Here is a 25,612-nt window from a genome sequence, read left to right as displayed (position 1 = left end):
TTGGTTGTTCTCAGTTTCAAAGAAGTTTGTGCACGAACCTTACCCTTCTGCACGATCGGATTTCCATTAAAGTGACTGGTACCATAAAAAGAATAACTAGAATTATTTGTTTAAAATTAATTTGACACAAATAAATAACTGCCTCAATCATTTGTGTATTTTTGGTTACAAAATCACCCTTTTATCTCTTTATCTATCAGTAAATGTTTACCAAATTCCTTGCGGCAGTTGCTGTCTGCACATTACTTTTTGCCGGGTGCGCCCCTAAAATCCGGACCAACATTGCACAAAAATATCCGCCGCTCCATTTTAAGGAAGAGGTATGGACAATCCCCGAGGAAACCGACGCACCAGCCGGGGCCGAACTGCTCGGTACGGTGCATGTAGGCGATGCCGGTATGACTACAAACTGCAGCTTTTCGGTAGTATTGGAAAAGGCAAAAGAAGAAGCCAGAAAATCGGGCGGGAACGCAATCCGTGTCACCGAACACAAAACGCCTAACTTCATGAGCTCGTGCCACCGGATTACCGCCGAAGTATTGCGCCTCAGCCAGGACCAAATCAGTATTTTCCGGCAAGCAGAAGTTGAAACCGACTCGCTGATCGACCACGCCATTCTTTATGTGTACCGGAACGGTGGCGCCGGGGCTTTTGTATCGTATAACGTCAGCATGGGAGACTCGGTCATTTGCCGGGTAACCAACAAATTCCGCCAAAAAATCGAGATCCGCAGCCAGGGAGCTTACGAGTTGTGGGCCAAAACCGAATCGAAGGCTTCCGTCCCCGTGGAGTTCAAAATCGGCCGGACATACTATTTACGCTGCGGAATTGGCATGGGCGTACTGGTAGGCCGCCCTACCCTGGATATTGTAGATGGTCCTACCGGCAAACGTGAATATTTCAGCAAACGCAAATAGCCCCCTTCCATGAAACAAATATTACTCATTTTGCTCGTCTGCCTGATGCGGGCCGGCAGTAGCCTGGCACAGGATCTTATCGTCACAACCGCCGGTGATTCTATTTTTTGCAAAATAACACGTGAACGCGACGGTTACGTTTATTTCAACTATATCAAGGAAGGAGTATCAGCCAACACGCTGATAGCAAGCGACTCCATTGCTGAAAAGCGGATGGGTCTGTATAAAACACGCGTCAGAAATGTGGGGGAGGCAGGCTTTACCCGGTGGCAGTATCGGTTACAAGGCGGTTACTCAAGGCGCATTGCCCGGGTCAGCGACCAGGTGGCCCCCGGTGTAAAAGATTATCTTACCAAAATGAAATCCGGCTACACACTGGGCGGCGACATACACTATTTCATTTCCGAGCCGCTTGGTTTGGGTGTTAAATACAACTTTAACGCTTATCAGTACAAGGACACGGATTTTGAGGATAAGGTTAAAATGCATTACATCGCTATTTCGGCTCTCAATCGACTTGTACTCCGGTCAGATAATGAAATTTCCCTGGGGGTTAATCTGGGTTATCAATCCTACCTCGACCAACTCACATCCCTGGGAACTGACCTCCATATCACGGGCGGCACGCTTGGCGCGGGCCTGGAAGCGGGATATGCTTTCAGAGTTGCCAAATCGGCCAAAGCGTTTTTAAACCTGGCGTGGCTGAGTAGTACTATCACCAAAATCAATGTGGAATCGGGTGGCCGGAAAGAAACCATCAAACTCAGAAAGGACGAGTTCGAAGGTCTCGGAAGGCTGGAAGTGACCGCAGGCCTGCTTTTCGGAAAGTAAGTAACATTCAGCGGCTGGCCTTATTCGCCCCTCAAACTTTTGACGGGATCGAGCAATGCAGTACGAATGGCCTGATAGCTTACTGTTACCAAGGTAATCGCGAGCGTTCCTAAACTGGCCAACGCAAAAATCCACCATGAAATCTGGGTATGGTACGTATACTTTTCCAGCCAGCGATCCATCATATACCAGGCAATAGGCGTGGCCAACAAGCAAGAAACGACTACCAGAATTACAAAATCGCCGGAAAGCAGCTGCCACAGGTTGGCAACGGATGCGCCAAGCACTTTACGGATGCCTATTTCTTTCGTACGCTGCTCGGCAATGAATGACGCCATTCCAAAAAGTCCAAGGCAACTGATGAAAATAGCCAGACCTGTAAATACCGTAGCCAGCTTGCTGATCCTTTCTTCAGCGGCAAACTTTAATGCAAATTCCTGGTCCGCAAACTGGTAACTGAACGGAGAGTCGGGGCTGTATTTTTTAAATACGGCCTCGATGTGTTTTAAAGCCGCCGGTGCATTCGCAGCCGGGTTTAATCTGGCCGTTATAAAGCGGCCGCCTTTCGGATGGATGAAAAAGATGGACTTTTTCACCGGATCGTAAGGCGATTCCATAATCATATCCCTGATCACACCAATAATCTGAAAACGCCTTCCGTCCCAGGTTACCGTTTCTCCGATCACATCATTCAGGTTCTGTTTTCCGAGGCCCATAAACTTCACTGCGGCTTCATTTACCACAAATCCCGCAGAGTCACTGGATAGAGTTTTGGTAAAATCGCGCCCTGCGGTAAACTGCCAGCCCACTGTTTTGCCAAAATCATGTGAAACACCTATGGTAGCAAACTCAGACTGCAGGCCAGGATCTTTGCCTTTCCAGTTGAAGCCTACATTTGCTGAAAATACTTCAGTAGGCGGAGCGGCCGATTCCGCTATTGATATTACACTTCCGGTTTTTACAAGATCATCCAAAGCAGCGTCGAAATGCGTGTGAATGTCCCTGCTATTTGTCAGTATAGTCACAAGTCCCTGCCGGTTGTAGCCGATAGGCCGGTTTTTGGCGTGCAGGATTTGTCTGTAAACCACCACCGTGCCGATGATCAGTGTGATAGAAACTGTGAATTGAAGAACCACGAGGATTTTTCTTGGTAACGTCGCGCGCAATCCAAGCGGCGTCCATTTACCTTTGAGTGCTTTAACTGGCTGAAATGAGGACAAATAGAACGCGGGATAACTGCCCGCAATGAGTCCGGTCAGCAGTGCGAACACGAGGCCGCTCACAAGAAAAACAGGGTCGACCCAGGGAATATGCATTTGTTTGTCTGCAATTGCATTGAATGTTGGCAAGACCAGCCGGGCGAGTACTAATGATAAGAAAAAGGCAAAGAACACCACCAGCAATGATTCCCCGAAAAATTGGCCGACCAGTTGCAGTCTTACGGAGCCGATCGCTTTTCGGATTCCCACTTCTTTGGCGCGTTTCTCGGAACGCGCGGTACTCAGGTTAATGAAATTAATGCAGGCCAGCAGCAGCACAAACAGGCCAATAATTCCAAAAAGCCAAACAAACTGAATTCGTCCACCCACATTAACTCCATTTTCCCATTCGGAATACAGGTGCCAGCGGTTCATGGGATGCAGGAGGATTTGTGGCTTAAATTTTCGCTCACTTTCATCCGCTTTTTTAACTTTAATGTCCCTGATTTTATTGGAAATTGTATTCAAATCGCTATTCTCAGTCAGCTGCACCAGGATTTGGAACGAACTGCTTTCCCATTCATCGTTTTCCATGGCCTCTTTCACCCAGGGAGTAGACGAAACGAACAGATCGAATGGCGCGATAAATCCCAGCTCGTGAAACTCCGAGTTGTAAGGAATATCTTCATAAACCCCCACCACTTTCACATCCAGTTCTTTATTGATCTTCATCATCTTATCCACCGGATCGGCCTGCCGGAATATCGCTTTCGCCACCGATTCGGAAAGCAGGATCGTTGCGGGATCTTTCAGGGAAGCACTTCCGCTGATCATTTTCAGAGACAGCATTTCCGCTGCACCGACAGACATGAAGTTACCCGGTTTTGTAAAACCCGATTCCCCGTAAGTCAGTGTATGTCTTTGAAGCCACGAAGTAATCACGACATGACTAAAATCTGAATGAAAGTTGTTATGCAACTCTTTGAACAGGGGTATCGGCACGTTATTGCCCGTGTTTATTTCTTCATCCAACGTTTGCTGTTGCATGAGCCGTGCAATCCGAGGGTAGTTTTGATGGTATTTGTTAAATGAGAGTTCGTCATAAATCCACAGCCCGATCAACATAGCGACCGCCATCCCCACTGCAAGCCCGCCAATGTTGATTGCGGAGTAAGTGATGTTACCGGCGATACTGCGCCAGGCTATCTTTAAATAGTTACGAAACATGCTGGCAGATAGTTTTTTGAATAGTGAAAGACCATAACCGCAAGTTGTTACTGCCTGATACGAACCTTACGATCACGCCGCAACATTTCCCGCCCTCTTCCGCAACCGGTAACGCATTCAAGCTGGCCCAAATCATGGTATTTCTCCCTTTAACGACATTTATATTCCTTTTCGCGTCATTTCCGGCGATCGGCGAACATATATCTTTGTCTCAATATAATTAGTCTAAATAAGTGAGAAATCCGCTACGCTACTCAGTATTATTAATCTTCCTTCATCTCAGCGCTTTTGCCCAGATGGCATCTCCCAAGCTGGCCACTTTGAAAGGCCGGATCAGAGACGAAAAAGGTTTGGCTGTCGGATATGCGACCGTCCGGCTGAAAGGAAGCGAGATAGCAACGCATTCTGAATCAGACGGGTCCTTCGAATTGAAAAGTGTTCCTTATGGAAATCAGGAGTTGCTGATTACTTCTGTGGAGATCAAAGCTAAAAGCCACAAACTCCATGTCCACAAGACATTCCACGAACTTGGGCTGTCTGTAATCAAATCTGCACATGATCTCAACGAAGTTCAGATCGTTCAGAAAACCGAAAAGAAAGAGATAGAAACACAGGGTTTTGCGGCCAATGTGATCGAAACGAAGACAGTGGCCACCCGTAATTTTCAAACGAACGAACTGCTGGACAGGACTGTGGGCGTGCGGGTAAGACAGAATGGCGGTCTTGGTTCGGCTGTCAATTATAACCTCAACGGAATGTCGGGCGGCTCAGTCCGTATATTCATTGACGGTATCCCCATTTCAACTTTCGGCTCGTCATTTAGCCTGAACAGCATTCCTCCTGCCAATATCGAGCGCATTGAAGTATATAAAGGCGTGATCCCCGCGCATCTGGCCGACGACGCCCTGGGCGGTGCGATCAATGTAATTTTGAAAAAAGGACTGAATAACAGTCTTGCCGCATCGGTTTCCTATGGTTCGTTCAATACGCTTCAAAGTAGCCTGAGCGGCATGTACCGCAATCAAAAAAATGGCCTGACATTCAAAGGATCGGCATTTTACAATTACTCGGACAACGATTACGAGGTCTGGGGAAAATTTGTCCGCAACATTTTGCCGAACGGGCGCTATGAATATGTGCGTGCCAGACGGTTCAATGACGCGTATCGCTCGGTGGGCGGGCAGTTTGAAGCAGGTTTTACGGACGTAAAGTGGGCCGATCAGTTTCTGATCGGTTACAATGGTTCAAGCGACTACAATGAAATCCAGCACGGACAATATATGTCCATTCCCTACATGGGCAGGTTTTCAGAATCGAGTGCGCATGTTTTCAGCTTGAATTATAAAAAGAAGGACTTCCTGACCAAAGGCCTTGAGGCAACGCTCAACGCGATGTCGAGCAACCGGAAAGAAGTCGTTACGGATACGGTTAAATGGAATTACAACTGGTTTGGTGAAAAGAGCCTGGGACTGGGCGGCAACCCGATTCTGCGCCCAACCGGTGCTCAGCAGGGTGCGCCTACGATCAACCACATCCAAAGGAATGTGACCACTATTCGTGGCGGGTTTAATTACGATTTTCACCCCAACCACAGGATCGTGGTTAACCACATATTGTATCAGATAGACCGGAAACAGCAGGATTTTATGCGTTCGGCCGTAGAAAGGGAATTTATAGGGACCCGCGATCTGACTAAAAATATCACTTCCGCTGCTTATGAACTGAAAGCCTTTGATTCTAAGCTCAAAGCAAATGTTTTTGGTAAATACTACCAGCAAAAAATTGAAAGACTGGACCCGAAACTCGTCACAACCAACGGGGAGCAGAAGCGCATCGAGGAGCGGGCCAACAGCAAAAAAGCGACAACCGGCTACGGAGGCGCGGTATCATTTGCCGTCAAATCCAATATCTACCTGCTGACTTCCGCTGAGAAAGCGGTGCGGCTGCCGTCGGAAGGCGAGGTTTTCGGAAGTCCTGGTGAAAATATCATTGAAAACTTCGGAATTCGTCCGGAAGTAAGCAATAACCTCAACCTTGGTTTAAGGGCCGGGCCTTTTTCGGTGAATAAGCACAAATTTTCATTTGCCGCATCCGGCTTCCTGCGCGACACAAGAGACAAGATCGTAAGGCGGGTAAACCCAAGGCTGAACGACGCAGTGCAGACGGACCCATTTGAAAACCTGGGAAAAACAAAGTCTGTCGGTTTCGAGGGAGAAGCAAGCTACATTTTTAACAATAACCTGAACATAGGATTTAATTTTTCAAGGTTCAATTCGGTGTTTAATATGCAATACGACCCGAATGGAAGGGAATATGATTACTATAACAAACAGCTGCCGAACGAACCTTTTTTCACCATCAATGCCAACGCCCAGTATGGTATCAAAGATCTTTTTCTCGAAGATGCGATCCTGAATATTTATTACTCTTTCGGGTTTGTAGAGCGTTTTTACACGACCTGGCTGGATATTGAAGACTTCCGGACGCCCCGCCAGTATATCCAGGACATCGGGATCAGCTATGTGTTGCCCGGCAAGAAATGGGTGGTCAGCGCCGATCTGAAAAATGCTTTCGACCGGCAGGCTTACGACAATTTCGCAGTGCAAAAACCCGGACGTGCCTTTTACCTCAAATTGAATTACACGATTAATAATTACTAATAATTGCAATACAAAATGAAAAGACAATTTCTTAAATTCCTGTTGTGCGGAGCGCTTTTTGTGCCAATGACATTGACCTCGTGCAATGATGACAACCCGAGCAATCCTGAGCCGCAGCCAACCGACGAGCGCTGGATTACAGTGGCAGGCGCATTGATGGGAACCGATCCCGGCGATGGAAATGGCGGCACGATGGTTTATTCCGTAAGCCGGGCCGACGCGCTTAACCCTGACAAAACGATCAGCGTATACGACGATGGTTTTGCTGTAAAATCCAACAGGACAGCACGTTTGCAATCCTCGGAAGACGGAACTACACTTTTCAACATCGCTTATACCGGTGACAATGGCGGGGAATTTTCGAGATATAAAGTAGAAGGCGCGGGCAAGTTCACACAGGAAGATGTGACCGTCAATATTTCGCAGTATGCCAGCACTTCTCCACGCTGGGTGAAGCTTTTCGACGGTGACAAAACAGGTATTGCTGTAAACGTGGCTAACATTGCAGCCAACAACGCTGGTGACGGCACAACGCCAAATGATCCTTTCAAATATTTCCGCGGAACTGCAACCGTCCTTGCATTGAACCTGCAGGATGTTTTAATCTCGGGTTACAAACAATATCAGATCCCTTTAACTCCGGAAGAGGAATTGCTGGGACACGCTATTTTCCGTCTTGACGCGCCTGTTTTGAATAAGGCTCAGAACAAACTGATTATCGGAACCTGGATGCAAAAAAGAAACCCTGCGACGGGCTTGACTGAGAGTGGCTTTACAAGACTTGGATCAAAGGCGGTTATTGTAGATTATCCTTCTCTTGAAAATCCGAAGGTAATCACTTCCACCGTAGGTTTCGGTGACAATAGCGGGTACCGCAGCCACAATTCGTTCCTCGGCACTGATGGAAATATTTACCAGGCTACCCAACGCGATTCCAAAGGTTCTCACATTTTGAAAATCAACCAGAACAATGAATACGACAATTCTTACGTGTTCAGCCTCGACGCGGCATTGGGTGTAAAAGATGTGTACATGGACTGCTGGAAATATGCCGGTGACGGTATCGCCTACGCGCTTTATACGCACGACGGTTCGAGCCAGGGATATGTGGCGCGTCTTGACCTGAATGCAAAAACCGCAACGAAAGTAGACCTGCCTTACGACGAAAGCCTGGATTTCGGCCAATACCAGGGAATGCTGGTAAACGGCGACGAGGTATTCATCGCAGTGACTCCGGTTGGAAAGGATGGTAACATTTATGCTATTAACCGGAAAACAGGTGCTGTAACAAAAGGTGCCAAGCTGGTTAACAAAGCTGGAAACCATTATATCGGTATTTTCTAGTACCTGGTATTAAACGAGTTCTTGTTAAAGGTTAACATTATTTTTAGGATACAGTCGCATTGCGCGGCTGTATCTTTTTGGTTTCGGCTTGTTTTGAATGTTCGTAAAGGTGGAGAAGCACCTGTCATCGAAAAAATAATTTCTCATTTTTTTTCTTCCCCTATGAAAATTCTGAAACATTAATTTACTTTGGAATACAAAGTACTTTTTTGCTTTCAAATACTGCATACCTTAATAGATTCAGCAGTCCATGACAATAAAAGTTCTATCTCTTTCTATATTAACTTTGAAATACAAAGTACTTTTTTGAAAAAAATTACAAGCAATAAATGATAAACAATCTACAATAATCAAAAAGCCTAAGAATGACAGACCATGTTAACTACCGACAAAATGAAAGAACAGATCATTAGTAACATCGAGAATCCCAGACAACTGGAAGAATTGTACCGGGACAACAAAGCGACTTTCAGGGGCGCTTTTAATATGGCTTATGCGGATATCAGGGAGCATATCACTGCCCAGATCTGGCACGAAAGGCTCAACTTCGAAACCAATGAAATCTCCTGGGGAACAGGCAGGGAGTTGATTTTTGTCATCATCGCCTCTTTCCTGTCAGGATTAATTGCAAAAATTCCGGGATTGGCCGGTCTGGACCCTGAATACTTTTACACACGCAACGTACCCTTCATTGTATTTCCGGCACTGTCGGCCTACTTTTTATGGAAACACCATGTAAGGCCGCAGAAAATACTGATCGTAGCCATTGCGATGCTCATCCCTGCGGTATATATCAACCTGCTGCCGGATAACCCCAAAAGTGATACACTGATCCTCGCTTGTATCCATCTGCCGCTTTTTCTCTGGACCGTTCTCGGTTACGCATTTGCCGGTGATAAGCTGAACAGTTACAAAAAGCGACTGGACTTTCTGAGATATAACGGAGATCTGGTGGTCATGACAACGCTCATCCTGATCTCAGGCGGCTTGCTGACCGCAGTATCAAACGGCCTTTTTTCCCTGATAGGCATTCATATTGAAGAATTTTATTTTCAGTACATCGGTATTTGGGGACTCGCCGCCGCTCCTATGGTTGGCACTTATCTCGTGCAGACAAACCCGCAGCTGGTAAGCAAGGTTTCGCCTGTTATTGCCAAAGTGTTCACACCGCTGGTACTGGTAATGCTTACTATTTACCTCGTGGCCGTTGTTTACACCGGCAAAGATCCCTACAATGACCGCGAATTCCTGCTGATATTCAATCTGCTTCTGATAGGCGTAATGGCGCTGATCCTCTTTTCGGTCGTCGAAACCTCTAAAAATTCGGGGGGCAGGATTTCGCTGTTTATGTTGCTTGGATTGGCAGTTCTGACCATAACAGTGAACGGAATCGCATTGTCTGCAATCGTTTTCCGGATTTCAGAATGGGGTATCACGCCAAACAGACTGGCAGTCCTGGGCGGGAATGTACTGATCCTGGCCAATCTGATACTGGTGACTTACAGACTTTTTCAAACGATCCGGAACGATGATTCGATTGAAAAAGTGGAAGATAGCATTGCCCTTTTTCTTCCGATTTACGGCTTTTGGACAATTCTTGTAACATTCGGTTTTCCGTTGATTTTCAGTTTTAAATAGCTTACAATTAAGAGCATTGGGAATTGTGAAGAATGAGGATCGTACCATTTTTGCAGTGACCAAACCGCCGGGCGGCCCCGGTTAAAGAGTTGATTAAACAGTATAATAGACTGACGGCATGGGCCGCCCCGCGATCCCCAGTGGAGTGCAACTTCGGGGTTTTTAGATTTAAAAAGAAAGAGGAGACGTGATTTAAGGGCTATTGTGGATGCTTTGTTGTACATCGTTCGAACAGGCTGTCAATGGAGAAATTTACCGTCTTGTTTTCCCAAATGGCGATCAGTTTACTGGTACTTTAACAGGTGGAAAAGAAATAATGTACTTGCCGAAATCAACGTTTTCCTCAACCAGTCAGACAGAAAAGCCAATAGCAAGGATAAAAACCCATCCGCATTTTGTATTGACAGCCAAAGTGTTAAGCTACCTCCGCCCGGCGGCCCGGCTATGATCTTTGAAAAACGAGGGTTGGATGCGAACAAAAAAGTAAACGCGGGACCGCCCGGCGGCCGTAAAAGGCAGCTGCTGGCTGACACAGACGGTAGAATATGGCATGCACATGTTCAAGCTGCAAATGAGCCGGATGGCGTTACGGCTTTAAGTCTTTCGGCAGAAATCCTTTGTCAAAATGAGCGTCTTGAAAAGATTTATGGCAATCAGGCCGCTTCGGCGGTCCGATTACAACGGAATTTTCGCTCGTAAGGTGAAAGAGTTCGATATAGAATTTGAAAAAGCCTTACGCCCAGAATCGGCAAAGGGGTTTGTGCCGGTAGCAAAGAGGTGGGTGGTCGAGCGATCCATAGCATGGACCAACTTCTTCAGGAAAATTGTAAAAACTACGAATTCCCAACACGTTCTAAACCGATAAATAACCCTCGATACCGGGTAATAATTTTAGTTAATTCTATGCGATTTAATTTGTAATTAGATGCTAGTTATATACAGCTGCTTTAGTAAAAGGCCCCTATTTTAGCGCAATAAGATCAATGATTAGTGTTATCTAAAAAAGCCCAATCGACGAGTACATATAAAATATATCTTCACTAAACATCATTTTTATGAGAAAAATCTTTCGTCTACTATTGGTCTGCGTTTTACTACTCTGCCTGACTATTTCCCCTACTTATGCAAAGAGAAATTGTGAAACTAATGACCTTGTCTATTTCGATAATGTGTTCGCGCTTTCCATATTCAGTTGGTCAGTAAACACAAATAATTGCTGTTCACCGACTTCTGGTAGCGCATTTTTTTCCGCAAATTACTATGATCAGTATGGTAATTATCAATTCACGGTTCAAGGATATATATCAATTGCAAATGCGCAATACCTTTACGGTTGCGATGGCTGGTCTTAATTAAATTCCAAAAATCTATGTATATGAAAACTATCTTGTATGCTATTCTGGCAATCTTCTTCACAGCCTGTGCCAATAAAGAGGAAAAGGTGCCAGCAAATCAAAATCAAGAAATCGTGATAATACCATCCAGTGAAGATCTGGAACTATTTCCAACGTTAGTGGCAAATGATCCGAATTACAGTAAAAGGAACAGTCGGGAGTCGCTGGTAGCTAGTGATTTGAAAATTGCCAGTATAGACCGTGAAGTTGAAGGAGTTGCTCCTTTTCCTACTCTGTCAAAGCCAATAAAGGTGGCAGATCAAATCGAAGCTTTGAAATCCTATAGGAAAATGTCAGCTCATTTTAAAGCAGATCAATTCATTAATGACCCGATTATAATAAGCACATTTCAGGCTTCTTATTCGAAAAAGATTCTATTTGATTACAACTTAATCAATTCAGAACATTATGACCAGATAAAGTTTTTAACAAATGAACTTATTATTTCGAAAATGGGAGATTATTCGACAATAATTGCATCACTTCAGAAGTTGAAAAATAACATCAATGAAAAATCATTTAATGATCTTTTAGAGAGAACAAATGTGCAAATACAACAGAGCTTCGAAAGAGAAAAGGCTACCAAATTGATGATAGAAAAGTTAGTTATTGAATTAGAGACTAAAAACAAATTGGCGGTTTCCAACGGTGCCAGTAAAAAGGCAGCAAAAGAAGTTAGAATGATGCAATTTCATTTAGCCACACTAAAAAATCGATTAAAGGTTGATCGGGTACAATTATTGCATAAATATTCCCAAGAGATTAATGCAATCTAATTGAAACAATAGCTTCAACGCGTATAGTCGGACTGGGCTTTTGCATTTTATGGACTCTAAAAACACCTAGACGATTGGGTAGTGTTTTTAGAGTCCATTTTCGGTAAACACGTTCTAAAAAAAAGGCTCAGAACAGGATGCGGACATTTAGTCTGCCACCTATTTTGAGCCTTTTTTTAGTATGTCTGTAACGAAAATAGCTTTCATTAAAATAACACTTTAACCGAAAGCGAACATGAGCCAGATCAGAAAAGAAGATATCAAACAGGAGGTTTTTGATCTTTACGACGACTATGCGCACGACCGGATCGACAGAAGAAATTTTATGCAAAGTCTGTCTGCCTACGCGGTTGGCGGGATTACCGTAGCATCGTTGATGAGCTTTTTAATGCCTGACTACAAAGGCTTTGTACAAATACCAGCGAATGATCCCCGGTTAAAATCAGATTATATTACTTACGATTCCCCCAAAGGCGGTAAGAGTATCAAGGCACTTTTGTCGAAACCGGAAGGTGCTACCGGTAAACTGGGCGGGATCATTGTTGTCCATGAAAACCGGGGCCTGAACCCGCACATTGAAGACGTTGCACGGAGAGCTGCGCTGGCAGGGTTCGTTTCCCTCGCACCCGACGCACTGACGCCGCTGGGTGGGTATCCGGGAAATGATGATCAGGGCAGGGAAATGCAGAGCAAGCGCGACAGAAATGAGATGTCGGAAGACTTTATTGCTGCCTACGATTACCTCAAAAATCACAAAGACTGTAATGGAAAAGTAGGCGTGGTCGGCTTTTGCTTTGGCGGCGGAATCGCCAATATGATGGCCGTCCGCATTCCTGAACTTTCTGCTTCTGTACCTTTTTATGGCGGTCAGCCTGCGCCCGAGGATGTTCCGAAGATAAAAGCGCCGCTGCTTTTGCACTATGCTTCACTGGATACGCGCGTCAACGAAGGCTGGCCTGCATACGAGAAGGCATTGAAGGAAAATAAAAAAGAATATACAGCCCATATGTATCCTGATGTAAATCACGGTTTTCACAACGATACCACGCCCCGCTACGACAAGGCTGCCGCGGAGCTCGCCTGGAAACGCACAGTCGATTTTTTCAAAGAAAAGCTGGCATAACGCTCAGAACAAGCTCCTGTCACAACTGGTTTTTTTAAGTTTTACCAGCTGGAATAACGGACTGGTGTAAATGGTGTCGATGTTATTTTCAGGGACAAATTCGGCCAGAAGTGAGGGATCGTCGGATAGAATGTAATCGTAACAGAAATCCTTTTGCGCATTTTTCAATACCATCAGCTCCTGGTTATAGCGGATATAAGCCATTTTTCCAGGTTTTTCAACCTTGCTGGCGATCGCACCCCAGAAATGATAGAAACCATTATTGCGTTTTAAAAATATCCCAACGTTCCTGTTGTCTCCTTCAATTTGATCGAGCAGCGGTTTAAAATTAATGTAGTTGTTTGGGTGGCTGAGAAAATAGGCTTTGCCGCGTTCCATACCTATGATATTGGAAGAGCGGTCAAGATCGTAGTAGCCTACTTTTTCAAGCAACCCGAAAACCTTTCGGCGCTCGCTGTAACCTGGCCAGGATTTGAGGGGATGACAGTGATCTGCGCCAGGAAATTGATAATATGCGCCGAGGTATTTTTCGTATAATGCTGCCTGCTCACCGCCCGTTTCACAGATTGCAACCGGAATATGCCCGATCGCTTTTCGGGTTAGAAAGTTGATCGAAACTAGCTCCTTATTCGGATTTCCATAAACGAAAGGAAGAGAAGCCAGCATCAGCGGAATGGCCAGCAACGTCTGTTTCCAGCGAAAATTGGTAAAAACAAATGCGACCAGCAATGCTCCCATTGCAAAAAACGGCATTTGAGTGCGGGTACTCCACAATTGAAATTTCATCAGCGTACAAAAAGCGACAAACCCAAGCACCGCACAGATCCAAAGCCATTTGACATCCCACCGGCCCGGGACAAACAGCAGCATGATACTCATGATCAGAATAATCCAGAAGTGCAGCGTATTGGGCACCATATCCTCATGAACTGAATATTTGACCACAAAATCATCCACACTCAACTCCTGATCATTGATATCTACGCCCATACTTTTGTGGAAATCCCTGATGCCGGTATCTACGAATCGGTTGAAGCGGGTATCGGGTAGTCCGAGGTTCAGACCTGCGTTCTTTATTATTCCGGAGAGCGTATAAGTGACCGAGTGCTTTTGTGTGTTCAGCACTTCGGAAGCGAAGACCGTCGTGCGAAGCGGCCTCATCACGTGCCCGAACAAAGTGTAGTTTCTATAAAAAAGTGGCCCGAAAACTATCATGAGGCACATTATTGCGAGAAGTAATACGCGACCTGCATATAGTAGGCGGTATTGGACGAGAATTTTTACAGCAAAATAGACTGTAAAAGGCAGGGCAAACAGGAAGATCGTGTATTTGGAAAGCCCGCCGAATGCGAGCGACAACAGAAATGCAGCAAGCGTCAGCGCCGACCTCCTATTCAGCAACTGATATCCAAAATAAACATAACAGATGAAAAAGAAGCATGCGCAGTAATCGACCTGCGTACTGGTACTTTCAAAAATCCCGATAGGTAATGTAAGCAGGAACACGGTTGCGAGCAGCTGTCCACCCTGTTTCATACCAAAATGTTTCGCGAGCAGGCCGATCCCCGACAACGATCCCAAAAATGCACCAAACTGAACAAGCCCCGAAAACTGGTCTGAACCGGAGAGCAGAAATGTGTCGAGCACCAGGTATTCTGCAAATACATTGAGGTAAAGTTGTTGCAGGTACATCGTTGGAAAATGGTCCAGATTACCATTATTGATCCACAGCAGGATCCGTGTTAAATGGTAGAGGTGGGAATCGTAGTTATTGGGAGGCGCGTATACAGCCAGGAAAAACAGCGGCAAAACGTAAAATAACAGCGCACATAAAATGATCCATTTATATGCAGGCTGCACACCTTTCAGCTGCGATACATCCACTAACCTAGCCAGGTAGGTATTGCGAATGCGCCCCGCAATATGTACATAAACTGTGAAGCCAATCAATACAAGTACCTCAGCAGACCAGAACATTTTGGCCGTGGAAGCATTGACGGCATCAAGGGCAGAAAAAACTTCATTGTATATGAAAATCACTCCTGCATTTGCAAGCAATGCGTAAATGAACGAAGTCCGGATATTGGTATAAATACTTTCGGCGGGACGGGTAAGCAGGAACAGGACAAAAAATAACGCGACAGAAAGAAGGAGTAAGCAAAAAGCCATTATATCTTGTAAAGTTGTCCAGCTAATATCGGAGGGGCTGTTAATATTTAGAAACCGGCTATTTCTCACCGTTAAATGAGGTAAAAATAGCGAACGCGATCCTGCATGAAAAGCCTTTTATCCATTCTTTTTTGCCTCGGCCCTTTTTGTTCAGCTGCACAGGTTTTTGAATTGAGTATCAAATCATTAACAACATTTGATAAAACACAGCTGAACCCGTCGCTCAGCGAACGTGCGGGAGGGCTATCTGCTATGGAATACCGGGCAGATACAGACAAATGGCTGGTAGTTGCCGACCGCGAAAAGGTGGCAAAAACAAGTACTTTCTTCAACTTAAGGCTGGCAGCTGGTGATATCAATCAGACTTTCGGGGATTTCCAGACCTTACCCGATGTGCAGAACGTAGAGTCGATCCGCTATCATCCCGGTCAGCAAGGTTTTTACTTTGTGATGGAAGAGGATGAAGAAAGCAAAATCGCATTCTGGAAAGAAGGCCGGAAACCGGAAGTGGTTTTCACCGAGTCGCGCCCAGGCATGTATCTTACTTCCAACCGAGGCATTGAGGGATTAGCGATCATGCCCAACAATGATTTGTGGTTCGCATTCGAATCGGGTGGTTCGGCTACCTGCGGGAAGGACAATTTTACGGTTTTTAGAAAAGTAACCTATCGCCAGGGACGCAGGCGGCATTATAATTTTAACAAAAAGAAGAAAAAAGATTACCGCTACGAAATTAACCGCTGCGTCTGTATGGACAGTACGCAAGCTTTTACCTCCACGTTGGGAAACGGAATTTCCGAAATTCTGGCACTGGATGATCAGCACTTGCTGGTGCTGGAAAGATGTTATGATGGCCGCCAAACGGCTGTCAGGTAAAACTATTCCTTGCCACTATCAAGGAAAAACAGGCGATTATTGAAAAAACGAAGATGCTGTTTGATTTTAACGATCCCACATACATGCCTGCTGTTAAAACCGGCTGGCTGCCTGACAATCTCGAAGGGATGACCTGGGGATCAAAGGAAAATGGAAACAGAACACTTTACCTCATTAGCGACGACAATTTCAGGGCAAATCAGCGGACGCAGTTAATCGTACTTGAGGTAAAAAACTGAACAAAGAAATATTGATGGATTAAATCCATATTAATGGAATATTTCCATAAATTTACAACTCCATATTTGATCAAAAATTAAATTGGGTTTAATAGGGTTGTATAATGAAAACACCTTGCCTGCGCTGCGGACAAGGTGTTTCTGCTTTTGAGCTGCTATTTTTGTGTGAGCCGCATTTAAAAATGACGAAAATGGAAAGAAAAGTAAGCTTATTAGTCCGGCACTGGGTGTTTGTCGACGAGGTCAAGTTTTTCGGCCCGGGCAGGCTCGAATTGCTGGAAAAGATCCAGGAAACAGGCTCCATTGTCCAGGCTGCGAAAGCAATGGGAATGTCTTATAAAAAAGCCTGGGCAATGGTAGACCACATGAATACCCACGGACAACAACCCTATGTGATCACCCATAAAGGCGGTCAGCAAGGCGGTGGGACCGAGTTGACAGAAACTGCAAAAAAGGTAATTGAAGCCTACAAAAATCTGAATACCAGGCTCAGCGAGATTGTAGCCGCAGAAAAACAACTTCTATCCCTTATTTGAATTTCCCCTTAGCAATTAAGAATAGCACGCTTTATATTTGCGATATAGTCGTCTGTACATATCGCTTTTATGATCAGAGTTTTTCCTCTTTTAACTTTATTAATACTTTCTGGCCAATCTTTATCTGCCCAGTCGCAGCCAACAGTTTCCAGCAGGACTTTTGACCTCGGGGAAGTGACTATTCCGGGAAAAATGGTGACAGATAGTAGTCAGCGGATTTCTTCCCGGGAGATCGAGCGGTTCAACCGGACGGATATTGCCGGTGCACTGAATACACTTCCCGGTATAAGTATCGGTAATATCGGCCCGCGTAATGAATCTGTGGTGTATGTTAGAGGTTTTGACCTCAGGCAAACTCCTGTTTTTATCGATGGAGTGCCTGTATATGTTCCTTACGACGGTTATATCGACATGGGCAGGTTTACCACTTTCGATCTGGCCGAAATCAATGTCTCCAAAGGTTTTGCATCGATTTTATATGGTGCCAACACCATGGGGGGCGCTATCAACCTGGTATCAAGAAAGCCGGTTGAAAAATTTGAAATCAACGGAAGAGCGGGTATTTACAGCGGAAACGGATATCGCTGGAATGTGAATGTGGGTTCCAGGTTTGATAAATTTTACTTTCAGGCAGGTATTTCCCAGCTAAAACAGGATACTTATCCCCTGTCTGATGATTTCAATTTAAAAAAATTCCAGACAATTCGGGAGAGGGAAAATGCCTATCGCGACGACCGTAAAGCCAGTGCAAAAATAGGTTTCACGCCCAACGCCACCGATGAATATGTGATCGGTTATGTCTATCAGACAGGCGAGAAAGGTAACCCGCCTTATGTGGGCGACGATCCGAAAGTCATGACGCGCTTTTGGAAATGGCCAAAGTGGGACAAACAGAGCCTTTATTTTATTTCAAATACCGCATTAGGCGAAAAAAGTAAGATCAGAAGCCGGCTATATTATGATACTTTCGTCAATTCACTGCTTAGCTACGATGACGCGACATATACTGGACAAACGAAAGGTTATGCTTTCCAAAGCTACTATAACGATTACACCTTTGGCGGCAATGCCGAGTTTGAGTCGCGCGCTTTGGGACGTAACATTTTCAGGGTGAATGTACAGTACAAGCGGGATGTTCACCGGGAAAATGACCTTAATGAACCGGTACAGGCCTATATTGACAACACCGCCTCTGTTGGAATCGAAAATACCTACCAGCTCACACCATCCTTAGCGCTCGTGCCGGGTGTCAGCTTCAATATGCGAAATGCAGCTCAGGCGCAGGAATACAATGCTGCTACAAAAGAACTTACTGATTTTGAAAATAGTACAAACAAGGCAGTCAACGCGCAGCTGGGCCTTTTCTGGGACATGGCAGATAATCAATCCATACGTACTTTGATCGCGCGAAAAACGCGTTTTGCGACCATTAAAGACCGCTATTCTTATAGAATGGGACAGGCAATACCGAACCCGGACCTGAATGCAGAGGTTGCCCTGAACTTCGATCTCAGCTATTCCGGCAAAATTGCTAACAAGCTGAATTGGCAGGCAAGTCTCTTTAACAGCAGCATTACCGACATTATTCAGCAGGTAGACAATGTCCAGCCCGGCAAGTTTCAGCTTCAAAACGCTGGAAAAGCCCGGTTTTACGGAGCGGAAGCTGGTTTGGATTATAACATCCTGAACAATCTCAAAATCGGCTCCAACTATTCTTTTATCAGGAGAAAAAACAAAACTAATCCACAGATTTTCTTTACTAATGTGCCCGAACATAAGGTTTTCGGCTATCTGGATTTCTCGTTTCTCAAACGCGCCGACCTGCTGGTCAGTGCGGAGTATAACAGCGACCGTTACAGTACCAGTTACGGCACGCAGGCAAAAGCTTACATGCTGGTCAATGCAAAGGCTTCGGTCAGGATGTTCAAGTTTATATCCGCGGAGGGAGGTGTGAATAATATGTTCGACAAAAATTATAGTCTGGTAGAAGGCTTTCCGGAGGCAGGTCGAAATTTCTTCATCAACCTGGTATTCAATTATTTAAATAATAAATAAAAAATTAATTCAGACTGAAATATGAAACTAAAAGCATTGAAGAAACTGGCCGTAACATTGTCGCTCCTGCTCGCTTTCGGTAATCTGACATTAGCACAAACCCTCACAGTGAGCGGTGAAGTAGCGACGCAACTGAAGCTAAAAACGGAAGATCTGGCTTCCTATAAACAAGTTACGTGCAAAGTAAGTGACCACGGCACAGAGCATGATTTCAAAGGTGTCGCATTATTTGAAATCCTGGAAAAGGCCGGGGTACCGGCTGGCGGGAAATTGCGGGGGAAAAACCTGCTTAAATATGTGCTGATCAAGGCAGCGGACGGATACGAAGTCATTTATGCCCTACCGGAGATTGATCCCGAATTCACAGATCAGGTAATCATGCTGGCGCTTGAAAAAGACGGAGAGCCGCTCCCAAAAGGCGAAGGGCCGTTTCGGTTGATTGCGCCAAAAGATAAAAAGGCGGCGAGATGGGTTCGGGAAATAGTAGAAATTAAAGTGCTTACTGCAAAAGAATGATCCTTTCCAGGCCAGGGAAAGGATCATCGTCATGTTATAAATCAATCAGGCGCTAGTCAGTTACAATTACTTTTTGCTGAACTATGCCATCCTGGTCTTCCAGCCGGACAATGTATAGCCCGGAAGTAGCCTCATGTAGTGGAATGCTGATCTCACCGCTTTTGCCGGTAATTTCTTCCCGTAAAAAAACCTGCCCGCTCGCATTCACCAGCTCTACGAACTGAAACGAGCGATCAAGGTTTAGGTTCAGCTTGTTATCATTGATAATCGTCGGCCTAACATACGCGCCGGCCATTTTTTCATCTGTCTTTACTGTAATGATCCTGGAATACTCAAAAGTTTCGTCCAGATCAACCATTTTGAGCCGGTAGTATAGGTTTCCTGTGTTTTTTGTCAAATGTGAAAAACGGTAAGCAGAGCCGGTGGCGTGATTTGCAGCCTGCACCGTACCAACATTTTCGAAGTTGCGTGCATTCGTACTGAACTCGACTTCAAAATTTCCAAATGCTTCTTCCATCGTTGTATTCCAGGTTAGGTTAATACCTTCATTACCTTTTTCTCCCTGGAAATTAGCCAGTCTGACGGGCATTGGTTCTTCCGCATAAATCTGATAAACGGCATTCGCTTTCACCGCGTAAATTTCCCCTGCCTCATCTTCGCCAATATCTACGGTACCAGCAAGTTGCCCCTCCTCATAACCAATATAAGACTGACTCCGAAGTATCTTGTGAATATCACCGGAGAAATAATCAGTACCTATATAAAATCCGTACATCAACGGATAAGCCGTTCCCCTGTAAACTACTCCGCCGATTACCGACCTACCACGGTCATCACCATTGGTGTAGGCATAAAGTGGCGCTACATAATTTTCAGGCGGCAAACATCCTGTCTGGTCGATTCCCGGAGTTGGGATATCACCTTCAAAACAACGCCAGCCAAAATTGGAATTGGCGATCAGAGTAGGGGGACGAAAATCGATTTCCTCTCTTGCACCCTGGCCCACATCACCGATCCACATGTCGCCCGTAAGCCGGTCGAAACTCCATCTAAACGGATTGCGCAGCCCCAAAGCAAAAACCGGGCTCCCTGGAATCGGGTTCGTAGCCGGGATCTGGTAAGGTAATGGAGCGCCATCAGGTACATTTACATCGATCCGCAAAATTTTGCCGAGCCAGGTTCCGGGATTCTGGGCGTTGTTTGCATCATCGTTCGCGCCGCCCCCATCTCCTGTAGAGAGATACAGAAAACCGTCCTGCCCGAAATGCAACTCGCCTCCATTGTGGTTGGTAGCACCGGGATGCGGTATCAGGAGAACCTGCTGATAGCTGGCTGATGTGGCAGTATTGCCGGAAGCTGTATATCTGGCTACCACTAGGTTGCCGCCGAGATTGGTATAATAAACATAGAAGAAGCCATTTGTCTCAAATTGAGGATGAAAGGCAATACTTAGCAAGCCATCTTCACCATCCGCGGACCTGACGATAGCAGTTGGATCATTCATGTTAAGGAATGGGACTGCTGTGGTAGGGGCAGCGGGCAAAACCACTTTTACCGTGCCTGCCCTTTCGGCAATAAAAATACGGTTCGTACCATCGCCTGCATGCGTCAGCTGCATTGCATTATCCAGGCCTGAAATAGCCGGGTTATCCAAATCGATCTCCACATTCGGATTTTGAGAGGTCGCTTTTAAGAAAGTAAAAAGTACAAATGCAGCAGTGAAGATCAGTGTTGTTTTGATTCGGCTAAATTTTCTCATAATCAGTATGTTTGATTGAACGAAATACTTAATACTATTTCTACTAACCTGTGAGTTTGTTCTACAATATCTATGCCTTTTAAATATTCTTAAACATAAAAAAGCCTCCCGGGTATTATCCGGGAGGCGCTGGTATCTGATTGTTTTTCTATCAATAAACGAACTTGCCGAATTCGCTTTCAATGGTAAGTTTCTTCTCACGTGCTTCTTCCACCCTTCCTACAACCTGTGCCGCTATTCCGAATGAATCTGCGGTAGCAATTACCTGCGCTGCAAACTCTTCCGGCAAATAGATTTCGAGCCTGTGTCCCATATTAAAAACCTTGTACATTTCCTCCCAGCCAGTCCCGCTCTCTTCGCGGATCATCTGAAAAAGTGGGGGAATGGGTAGCAGGTTATCTTTGATAATGTGAAGGTTATCAACAAAATGTAGAATCTTCGTCTGCGCACCGCCGCTGCAGTGTACCATGCCATGGATATGCGGACGAATTTCATCGAACAATGCTTTGGCCAAAGGGGCGTAAGTGCGGGTAGGTGACAAAATAAGCTGGCCCACATTCAGCGGCGTACCTTCCACTGCATCTGTCAGATTTTTACTTCCGCTGTATATCAGTTCGTCATTTACCTCCGGATCAAAGCTTTCCGTGTATTTTTTCAGATACTTTCCTAAAATATCATGTCGGGCAGAAGTAAGGCCATTACTTCCCATTCCGCCATTGTATTGCGTTTCATAAGTCGCCTGACCATACGAAGCGAACCCAACGATCACATCTCCCGGCCTAATGTTCGCATTATCAACAACTGCTGCGCGTTTCATGCGGGCGATAACCGTACTATTCACAGTCACTGTCCTGACCAGGTCGCCAACATCCGCAGTTTCACCGCCGGTACTGTAAATCTCCACGCCGTAGCTGCGCAACATTTCCAGCACTTCTTCTGCACCATTGATGATTTCCGCTATCACTTCTCCCGGAATACGGTTCTTGTTCCGATCTATCGTAGAAGAATACAGCATCGGGCCCGTTGCTCCTACGCACAGCAGATCGTCGGTATTCATGACTATCGCATCCTGTGCAATGCCTTTCCAGACTGAGATATCGCCCGTTTCTTTCCAGTACAAATACGCCAGGGAAGTTTTGGTACCCGCACCATCAGCGTGCATAACGGTGCAATAGTCGGGATCGCCTGCGAGCGTATCCGGGACGATCTTGCAAAAAGCCTTCGGGAAAATGCCTTTGTCAATTTTTTCAATGGCCTTGTGCACATCTTCTTTCGAAGCCGAGACACCGCGCTGGAGATATCGGTCGGTAGTATTCATCTGGATTTTCATTAAATCGGACAGTTCTTAATCAGGCACAAAAGTAGGCAAAAAGGCTTTTAAAGCTTTACTTTAATGAGTAGGTGCTTAACGCATTACGCTCAGTCATTTACAAAATATTGCCAAAAATTAGTATTAATTAGAATTAGGATACTCAAAATGTTCCTTTTAGTTTTACGTTATACCGTTTTCAATCTGAAAAACCGTAGAATCTATTGTTTGAGAGTTCAAGAGTCGCAACCTCCTACCCTTCATGACATTTGCCAAGCGTTTCGTTTTTATAATTGCCGGTTTGCTTTTCATTCATGCATTTGGTCAGCCTGCTTATAGCAACGACCTGAAATCCAGCAAAGTCGCGGCTGATTCTCTCAATAATGTTCAGTCCCTGGTCAATTTTGCCACGAAACATTTACACATTCCTTACCGCTCGGGCGGCTCTTCCAAAAAAGGTTTTGACTGTTCCGGATTTGTTCGCTACTGCTTCAACAAGCTTGATATTACACTACCACACTCAAGCGCTGCACAGGCCAAACATGGCGAGACCGTCGAACTAGATAATGCAAAGCCCGGAGATCTTATCTTTTTCAAAGGTGAAAGCACGAAAAGTAAGCATATCGGACACGTAGGCATTATTACCGAAGTCGCGCCGGGTTATGTGAAATTCATTCACTCTGCATTCAAAGGTGGCATCCGCTACGATCTGCTGCACGCATCCTACTATCAGAAGCGCTTCGTCGCTATTAAGAGGCTGTTTTAGTCTTGTTTTGTTCCGTTCACTGAAGTGAACGGTCATTGATTTTCGCGGGTTTACCAAACCCTGATCATTACCCGTCGACTTCAGTCGATGGATCGCGCTATACCCTGCGATCTGCGAAGCCCTATTCCGCTCACTGAAGTGAACGGTCATTGATTTTTGCGGTCTTGCCAAGCCCCAATCATTACCCGTCGACTTCAGTCGACGGATCCCGCTATACCCTGCGATCTGCGAAGCCCTATTCCGCTCACTGAAGTGAACGGTCATTGATTTTTGCGGTCTTGCCCAAATCCTGATCATTACCCGTCGACTTCAGTTGATGGATGATTTTAATTCACTTGTGGCCAATTATTTTTCATTGCAAAAGCATTGATCTCTTCTTTGAATGTCTTCGCCGAATGGTGTGCTTCCTGATTAAGAATATAGTGCCTAACCCGGTCGACGTGCCGCTGGCTCACACTTGCGGCCCAGTAGTCGTCTTGCCAGACGAATTTTTTACGTGTCAGTTTATTCTGATTGATCCAGCAGGAAGATTCTCCTTTGATTTGCTGCACGATCTTACTCAGTGACTGCTCACGCCCCATAGAAATCAGACAATGCGCGTGATCATGGTAGCCATTAATCACATCAATATGAATGCCTTTTAAATTAGCATTTTCCTTCATATGAAGAAAAATGGTCAGACGAATCTCGTCGTTGAGAAAACGGTGGCGGTATTTGGTTGCAAATACGACGTGAACCCAAATGTTTGTCCAGCTCATAAATGATGAAGGTTATAGCATTTGGACGATAAACCTTTACAGAAGTAACTGCAGATAATATTGAAAAATCCCAAACCATAAATTTCCGTCAACTTCAGTGGACGGAATAAGGGTTATAATCGCGAATGCGCGTAAATTTGAGGCTCAATTGCTTCCTTTTTAATCCACTAACAGCCACATATTTTGAAACTCTGGCAAAAAGAAAATACTGTTACTTCTGAAAAAATCGAACGATTTACCGTTGGCAGAGACCGTGAAATGGATCTTAACCTCGCGGAATTCGATGTACTTGGCAATATTGCACATGCCATTATGCTCGAAACCATCGGTCTGCTGACCTCTGATGACCTGAAAGTATTGACCGCAGAGCTGAAACATATTTACGAACAGGTTAAGAATGGAGAGTTTGTGATTGAAGACGGTGTAGAAGATGTGCATTCGCAGGTGGAGCTGCTTTTGACCCGAAAACTTGGGGATACCGGTAAAAAAATTCATAGCGGGCGCTCCCGGAATGACCAGGTGCTGGTAGACATGAAACTCTACACCCGCGCGCGGTTATTTGACGTGGCAACTGCTACGGAAAAGCTTTTCAATGTATTAGCTGCAAAATCCGAAGAACATAAAAACGATCTGCTGCCCGGCTATACGCATTTACAAATCGCGATGCCTTCTTCGTTCGGGCTTTGGTTTGGAGCTTATGCAGAGGGATTGATTGATGATATTATACAGATAAATGCGGCTTACCGGCTCGCAAACCGCAATCCGCTGGGATCCGGGGCGGGTTATGGTTCTTCATTTCCGCTCAACAGGCAACTCACCACCGAGTTACTGGGATTTGAAGGGATGCACCACAATGTTGTGTATGCGCAAATGAGCCGCGGCCGTACCGAGCAGGCCGCGCTCACCGCCATTTCGTCGCTTGCTGCTACGGTTTCCCGGCTGGCGATGGACGTTTGCCTGTACAATAGCCAGAATTTTGGATTTATAATTTTACCAGATGATCTAACCACTGGTAGCAGCATTATGCCGCATAAGAAAAATCCGGACGTGGCCGAATTGCTTCGAGCTAAAACCAACCGGATGAAAGCCCTGCCGATGGAGGTAACAATGGTTTTGAGCAACCTGCCTTCCGGCTATCACAGAGATATGCAGCTGCTGAAAGAGATATTGATGCCTGCATTTGACGAAATACTCGACTGTCTGGATATTGCTGCTTTCATGCTGGAAAATATGAAAGTAAAGTCCGATTTACTGAATGACCAGAAGTATGATCTGCTATTCAGTGTGGAGCGTGTAAATGAGCTGGTAATCAATGGTGTACCTTTTCGGGATGCCTATCGCCAGGTTGGGAGTGAAATCGGGGATGGAAGTTACATTGCGCCGCGCGATCTGAAACACACCCACGAAGGTAGTATCGGGAATCTGCAAACTGCCGAGATCAGTGCCAGAATGCAAAAAGAACTTGCGGCATTTGGTTTTGAAAAAGTACAGAAAGCGCTTGATCAATTGATAAGCTGACC

Annotated in this window: 19 protein-coding genes and 1 pseudogene; 15 read left to right on the top strand and 5 right to left on the bottom strand. The window is 45.3% G+C overall.

Features of this window, described 5'->3' with window-relative positions:
- Positions 1-203: 203 nt before the first annotated feature.
- The gene (locus FXO21_RS12340; protein ID WP_149640354.1) at positions 204-917 is read left to right on the top strand and encodes a hypothetical protein; all 714 of its coding nucleotides are present in this window, start codon (positions 204-206) and stop codon (positions 915-917) included.
- A 9-nt stretch (positions 918-926) separates the two neighbouring features.
- On the top strand, positions 927-1,748 hold the full coding sequence (locus tag FXO21_RS12335) for a porin family protein (protein ID WP_149640353.1): 822 nt from the start codon (positions 927-929) through the stop codon (positions 1,746-1,748).
- Between the two features lie 20 nt (positions 1,749-1,768).
- On the opposite strand, the gene FXO21_RS12330 is transcribed toward FXO21_RS12335, so the two are convergent.
- Complete coding sequence (locus tag FXO21_RS12330; protein WP_149640352.1) at positions 1,769-4,174, bottom strand: ABC transporter permease; 2,406 nt, start codon at positions 4,172-4,174, stop codon at positions 1,769-1,771.
- 233 nt (positions 4,175-4,407) lie between these two features.
- On the opposite strand from FXO21_RS12330, the gene FXO21_RS12325 reads away from it, so the two are divergent.
- The 6 genes and pseudogenes from FXO21_RS12325 (at position 4,408) to FXO21_RS12300 (ending at position 13,109) form a co-directional block, all read left to right on the top strand.
- Positions 4,408-6,834 carry a TonB-dependent receptor gene (locus FXO21_RS12325; RefSeq protein ID WP_149640351.1) on the top strand — a complete coding sequence of 809 codons (2,427 nt, stop codon included), beginning with the start codon at positions 4,408-4,410 and terminating at the stop codon, positions 6,832-6,834.
- A 15-nt stretch (positions 6,835-6,849) separates the two neighbouring features.
- Positions 6,850-8,178: a hypothetical protein gene (locus tag FXO21_RS12320; RefSeq protein WP_149640350.1), complete on the top strand. Its 1,329-nt coding sequence runs from the start codon at positions 6,850-6,852 to the stop codon at positions 8,176-8,178.
- A 393-nt stretch (positions 8,179-8,571) separates the two neighbouring features.
- Entirely contained in the window at positions 8,572-9,816 is a 1,245-nt protein-coding gene (locus tag FXO21_RS12315; RefSeq protein WP_149640349.1) for a hypothetical protein, read from the top strand.
- A 192-nt stretch (positions 9,817-10,008) separates the two neighbouring features.
- Positions 10,009-10,515 (top strand): annotated as a pseudogene (locus tag FXO21_RS12310) (transposase); the annotation flags it as partial.
- Positions 10,516-11,191: 676 nt separating this feature from the next.
- Positions 11,192-11,986, top strand: a complete 795-nt coding sequence (locus tag FXO21_RS12305; protein ID WP_149640348.1) for a hypothetical protein — start codon at positions 11,192-11,194, stop codon at positions 11,984-11,986.
- 235 nt (positions 11,987-12,221) lie between these two features.
- Positions 12,222-13,109: a dienelactone hydrolase family protein gene (locus FXO21_RS12300; protein WP_149640347.1), complete on the top strand. Its 888-nt coding sequence runs from the start codon at positions 12,222-12,224 to the stop codon at positions 13,107-13,109.
- A gap of 3 nt (positions 13,110-13,112) precedes the next feature.
- Here FXO21_RS12300 and FXO21_RS12295 read toward each other — a convergent pair whose 3' ends face one another.
- A complete protein-coding gene (locus FXO21_RS12295; RefSeq protein WP_149640346.1) occupies positions 13,113-15,278 on the bottom strand; it encodes a glycosyltransferase family protein in 2,166 nt (721 codons plus the stop codon).
- Positions 15,279-15,383: 105 nt separating this feature from the next.
- Between FXO21_RS12295 and FXO21_RS12290 the strand changes: the two genes are divergently transcribed.
- The 5 genes from FXO21_RS12290 (at position 15,384) to FXO21_RS12270 (ending at position 19,500) form a co-directional block, all read left to right on the top strand.
- Entirely contained in the window at positions 15,384-16,154 is a 771-nt protein-coding gene (locus FXO21_RS12290) for an esterase-like activity of phytase family protein (protein ID WP_149640345.1), read from the top strand.
- A 17-nt stretch (positions 16,155-16,171) separates the two neighbouring features.
- Positions 16,172-16,393, top strand: a complete 222-nt coding sequence (locus tag FXO21_RS29090; RefSeq protein ID WP_310586942.1) for an esterase-like activity of phytase family protein — start codon at positions 16,172-16,174, stop codon at positions 16,391-16,393.
- A 104-nt stretch (positions 16,394-16,497) separates the two neighbouring features.
- Positions 16,498-16,929, top strand: coding sequence for a winged helix-turn-helix domain-containing protein (locus FXO21_RS12280; RefSeq protein WP_310586904.1), 432 nt, complete (start codon positions 16,498-16,500; stop codon positions 16,927-16,929).
- A 69-nt stretch (positions 16,930-16,998) separates the two neighbouring features.
- A complete protein-coding gene (locus FXO21_RS12275; RefSeq protein ID WP_149640343.1) occupies positions 16,999-18,984 on the top strand; it encodes a TonB-dependent receptor plug domain-containing protein in 1,986 nt (661 codons plus the stop codon).
- A gap of 21 nt (positions 18,985-19,005) precedes the next feature.
- Positions 19,006-19,500: a molybdopterin-dependent oxidoreductase gene (locus tag FXO21_RS12270; RefSeq protein WP_149640342.1), complete on the top strand. Its 495-nt coding sequence runs from the start codon at positions 19,006-19,008 to the stop codon at positions 19,498-19,500.
- 52 nt (positions 19,501-19,552) lie between these two features.
- On the opposite strand, the gene FXO21_RS12265 is transcribed toward FXO21_RS12270, so the two are convergent.
- Positions 19,553-21,259 carry a PQQ-dependent sugar dehydrogenase gene (locus tag FXO21_RS12265; protein ID WP_149640341.1) on the bottom strand — a complete coding sequence of 569 codons (1,707 nt, stop codon included), beginning with the start codon at positions 21,257-21,259 and terminating at the stop codon, positions 19,553-19,555.
- Between the two features lie 151 nt (positions 21,260-21,410).
- Complete coding sequence (locus tag FXO21_RS12260; RefSeq protein ID WP_149640340.1) at positions 21,411-22,577, bottom strand: AIR synthase related protein; 1,167 nt, start codon at positions 22,575-22,577, stop codon at positions 21,411-21,413.
- Positions 22,578-22,830: 253 nt separating this feature from the next.
- Between FXO21_RS12260 and FXO21_RS12255 the strand changes: the two genes are divergently transcribed.
- Positions 22,831-23,334 carry a C40 family peptidase gene (locus FXO21_RS12255; RefSeq protein ID WP_149640339.1) on the top strand — a complete coding sequence of 168 codons (504 nt, stop codon included), beginning with the start codon at positions 22,831-22,833 and terminating at the stop codon, positions 23,332-23,334.
- 326 nt (positions 23,335-23,660) lie between these two features.
- Here FXO21_RS12255 and tnpA read toward each other — a convergent pair whose 3' ends face one another.
- Entirely contained in the window at positions 23,661-24,092 is a 432-nt protein-coding gene (tnpA, locus tag FXO21_RS12250) for an IS200/IS605 family transposase (RefSeq protein ID WP_149640338.1), read from the bottom strand.
- 183 nt (positions 24,093-24,275) lie between these two features.
- Here tnpA and argH point away from each other — a divergent pair, with 183 nt between their 5' ends.
- Complete coding sequence (argH, locus tag FXO21_RS12245; RefSeq protein WP_149640337.1) at positions 24,276-25,610, top strand: argininosuccinate lyase; 1,335 nt, start codon at positions 24,276-24,278, stop codon at positions 25,608-25,610.
- Positions 25,611-25,612: the final 2 nt, after the last annotated feature.

The sequence above is a fragment of the Dyadobacter sp. UC 10 genome (assembly GCF_008369915.1).
Taxonomy (GTDB): Bacteria; Bacteroidota; Bacteroidia; order Cytophagales; family Spirosomataceae; genus Dyadobacter.
This window is presented reverse-complemented; position numbering and strand designations above follow the sequence as displayed.

Bases quoted from the DNA above. Each gene is read 5' to 3' on its own strand.
- FXO21_RS12260 (WP_149640340.1), bottom strand. From the start codon at position 22,577: ATGAATACTACCGACCGATATCTCCAGCGCGGTGTCTCGGCTTCGAAA.
- FXO21_RS12270 (WP_149640342.1), top strand. From the start codon at position 19,006: ATGAAACTAAAAGCATTGAAGAAACTGGCCGTAACATTGTCGCTCCTG.
- tnpA (WP_149640338.1), bottom strand. From the start codon at position 24,092: ATGAGCTGGACAAACATTTGGGTTCACGTCGTATTTGCAACCAAATAC.
- FXO21_RS12280 (WP_310586904.1), top strand. From the start codon at position 16,498: ATGAAAACACCTTGCCTGCGCTGCGGACAAGGTGTTTCTGCTTTTGAG.
- FXO21_RS12300 (WP_149640347.1), top strand. From the start codon at position 12,222: ATGAGCCAGATCAGAAAAGAAGATATCAAACAGGAGGTTTTTGATCTT.
- FXO21_RS12290 (WP_149640345.1), top strand. From the start codon at position 15,384: ATGAAAAGCCTTTTATCCATTCTTTTTTGCCTCGGCCCTTTTTGTTCA.
- FXO21_RS12255 (WP_149640339.1), top strand. From the start codon at position 22,831: ATGACATTTGCCAAGCGTTTCGTTTTTATAATTGCCGGTTTGCTTTTC.
- FXO21_RS12330 (WP_149640352.1), bottom strand. From the start codon at position 4,174: ATGTTTCGTAACTATTTAAAGATAGCCTGGCGCAGTATCGCCGGTAAC.
- FXO21_RS12305 (WP_149640348.1), top strand. From the start codon at position 11,192: ATGAAAACTATCTTGTATGCTATTCTGGCAATCTTCTTCACAGCCTGT.
- FXO21_RS12265 (WP_149640341.1), bottom strand. From the start codon at position 21,259: ATGAGAAAATTTAGCCGAATCAAAACAACACTGATCTTCACTGCTGCA.
- FXO21_RS12275 (WP_149640343.1), top strand. From the start codon at position 16,999: ATGATCAGAGTTTTTCCTCTTTTAACTTTATTAATACTTTCTGGCCAA.
- FXO21_RS12335 (WP_149640353.1), top strand. From the start codon at position 927: ATGAAACAAATATTACTCATTTTGCTCGTCTGCCTGATGCGGGCCGGC.
- FXO21_RS12320 (WP_149640350.1), top strand. From the start codon at position 6,850: ATGAAAAGACAATTTCTTAAATTCCTGTTGTGCGGAGCGCTTTTTGTG.
- FXO21_RS12295 (WP_149640346.1), bottom strand. From the start codon at position 15,278: ATGGCTTTTTGCTTACTCCTTCTTTCTGTCGCGTTATTTTTTGTCCTG.
- FXO21_RS12315 (WP_149640349.1), top strand. From the start codon at position 8,572: ATGAAAGAACAGATCATTAGTAACATCGAGAATCCCAGACAACTGGAA.
- FXO21_RS12340 (WP_149640354.1), top strand. From the start codon at position 204: ATGTTTACCAAATTCCTTGCGGCAGTTGCTGTCTGCACATTACTTTTT.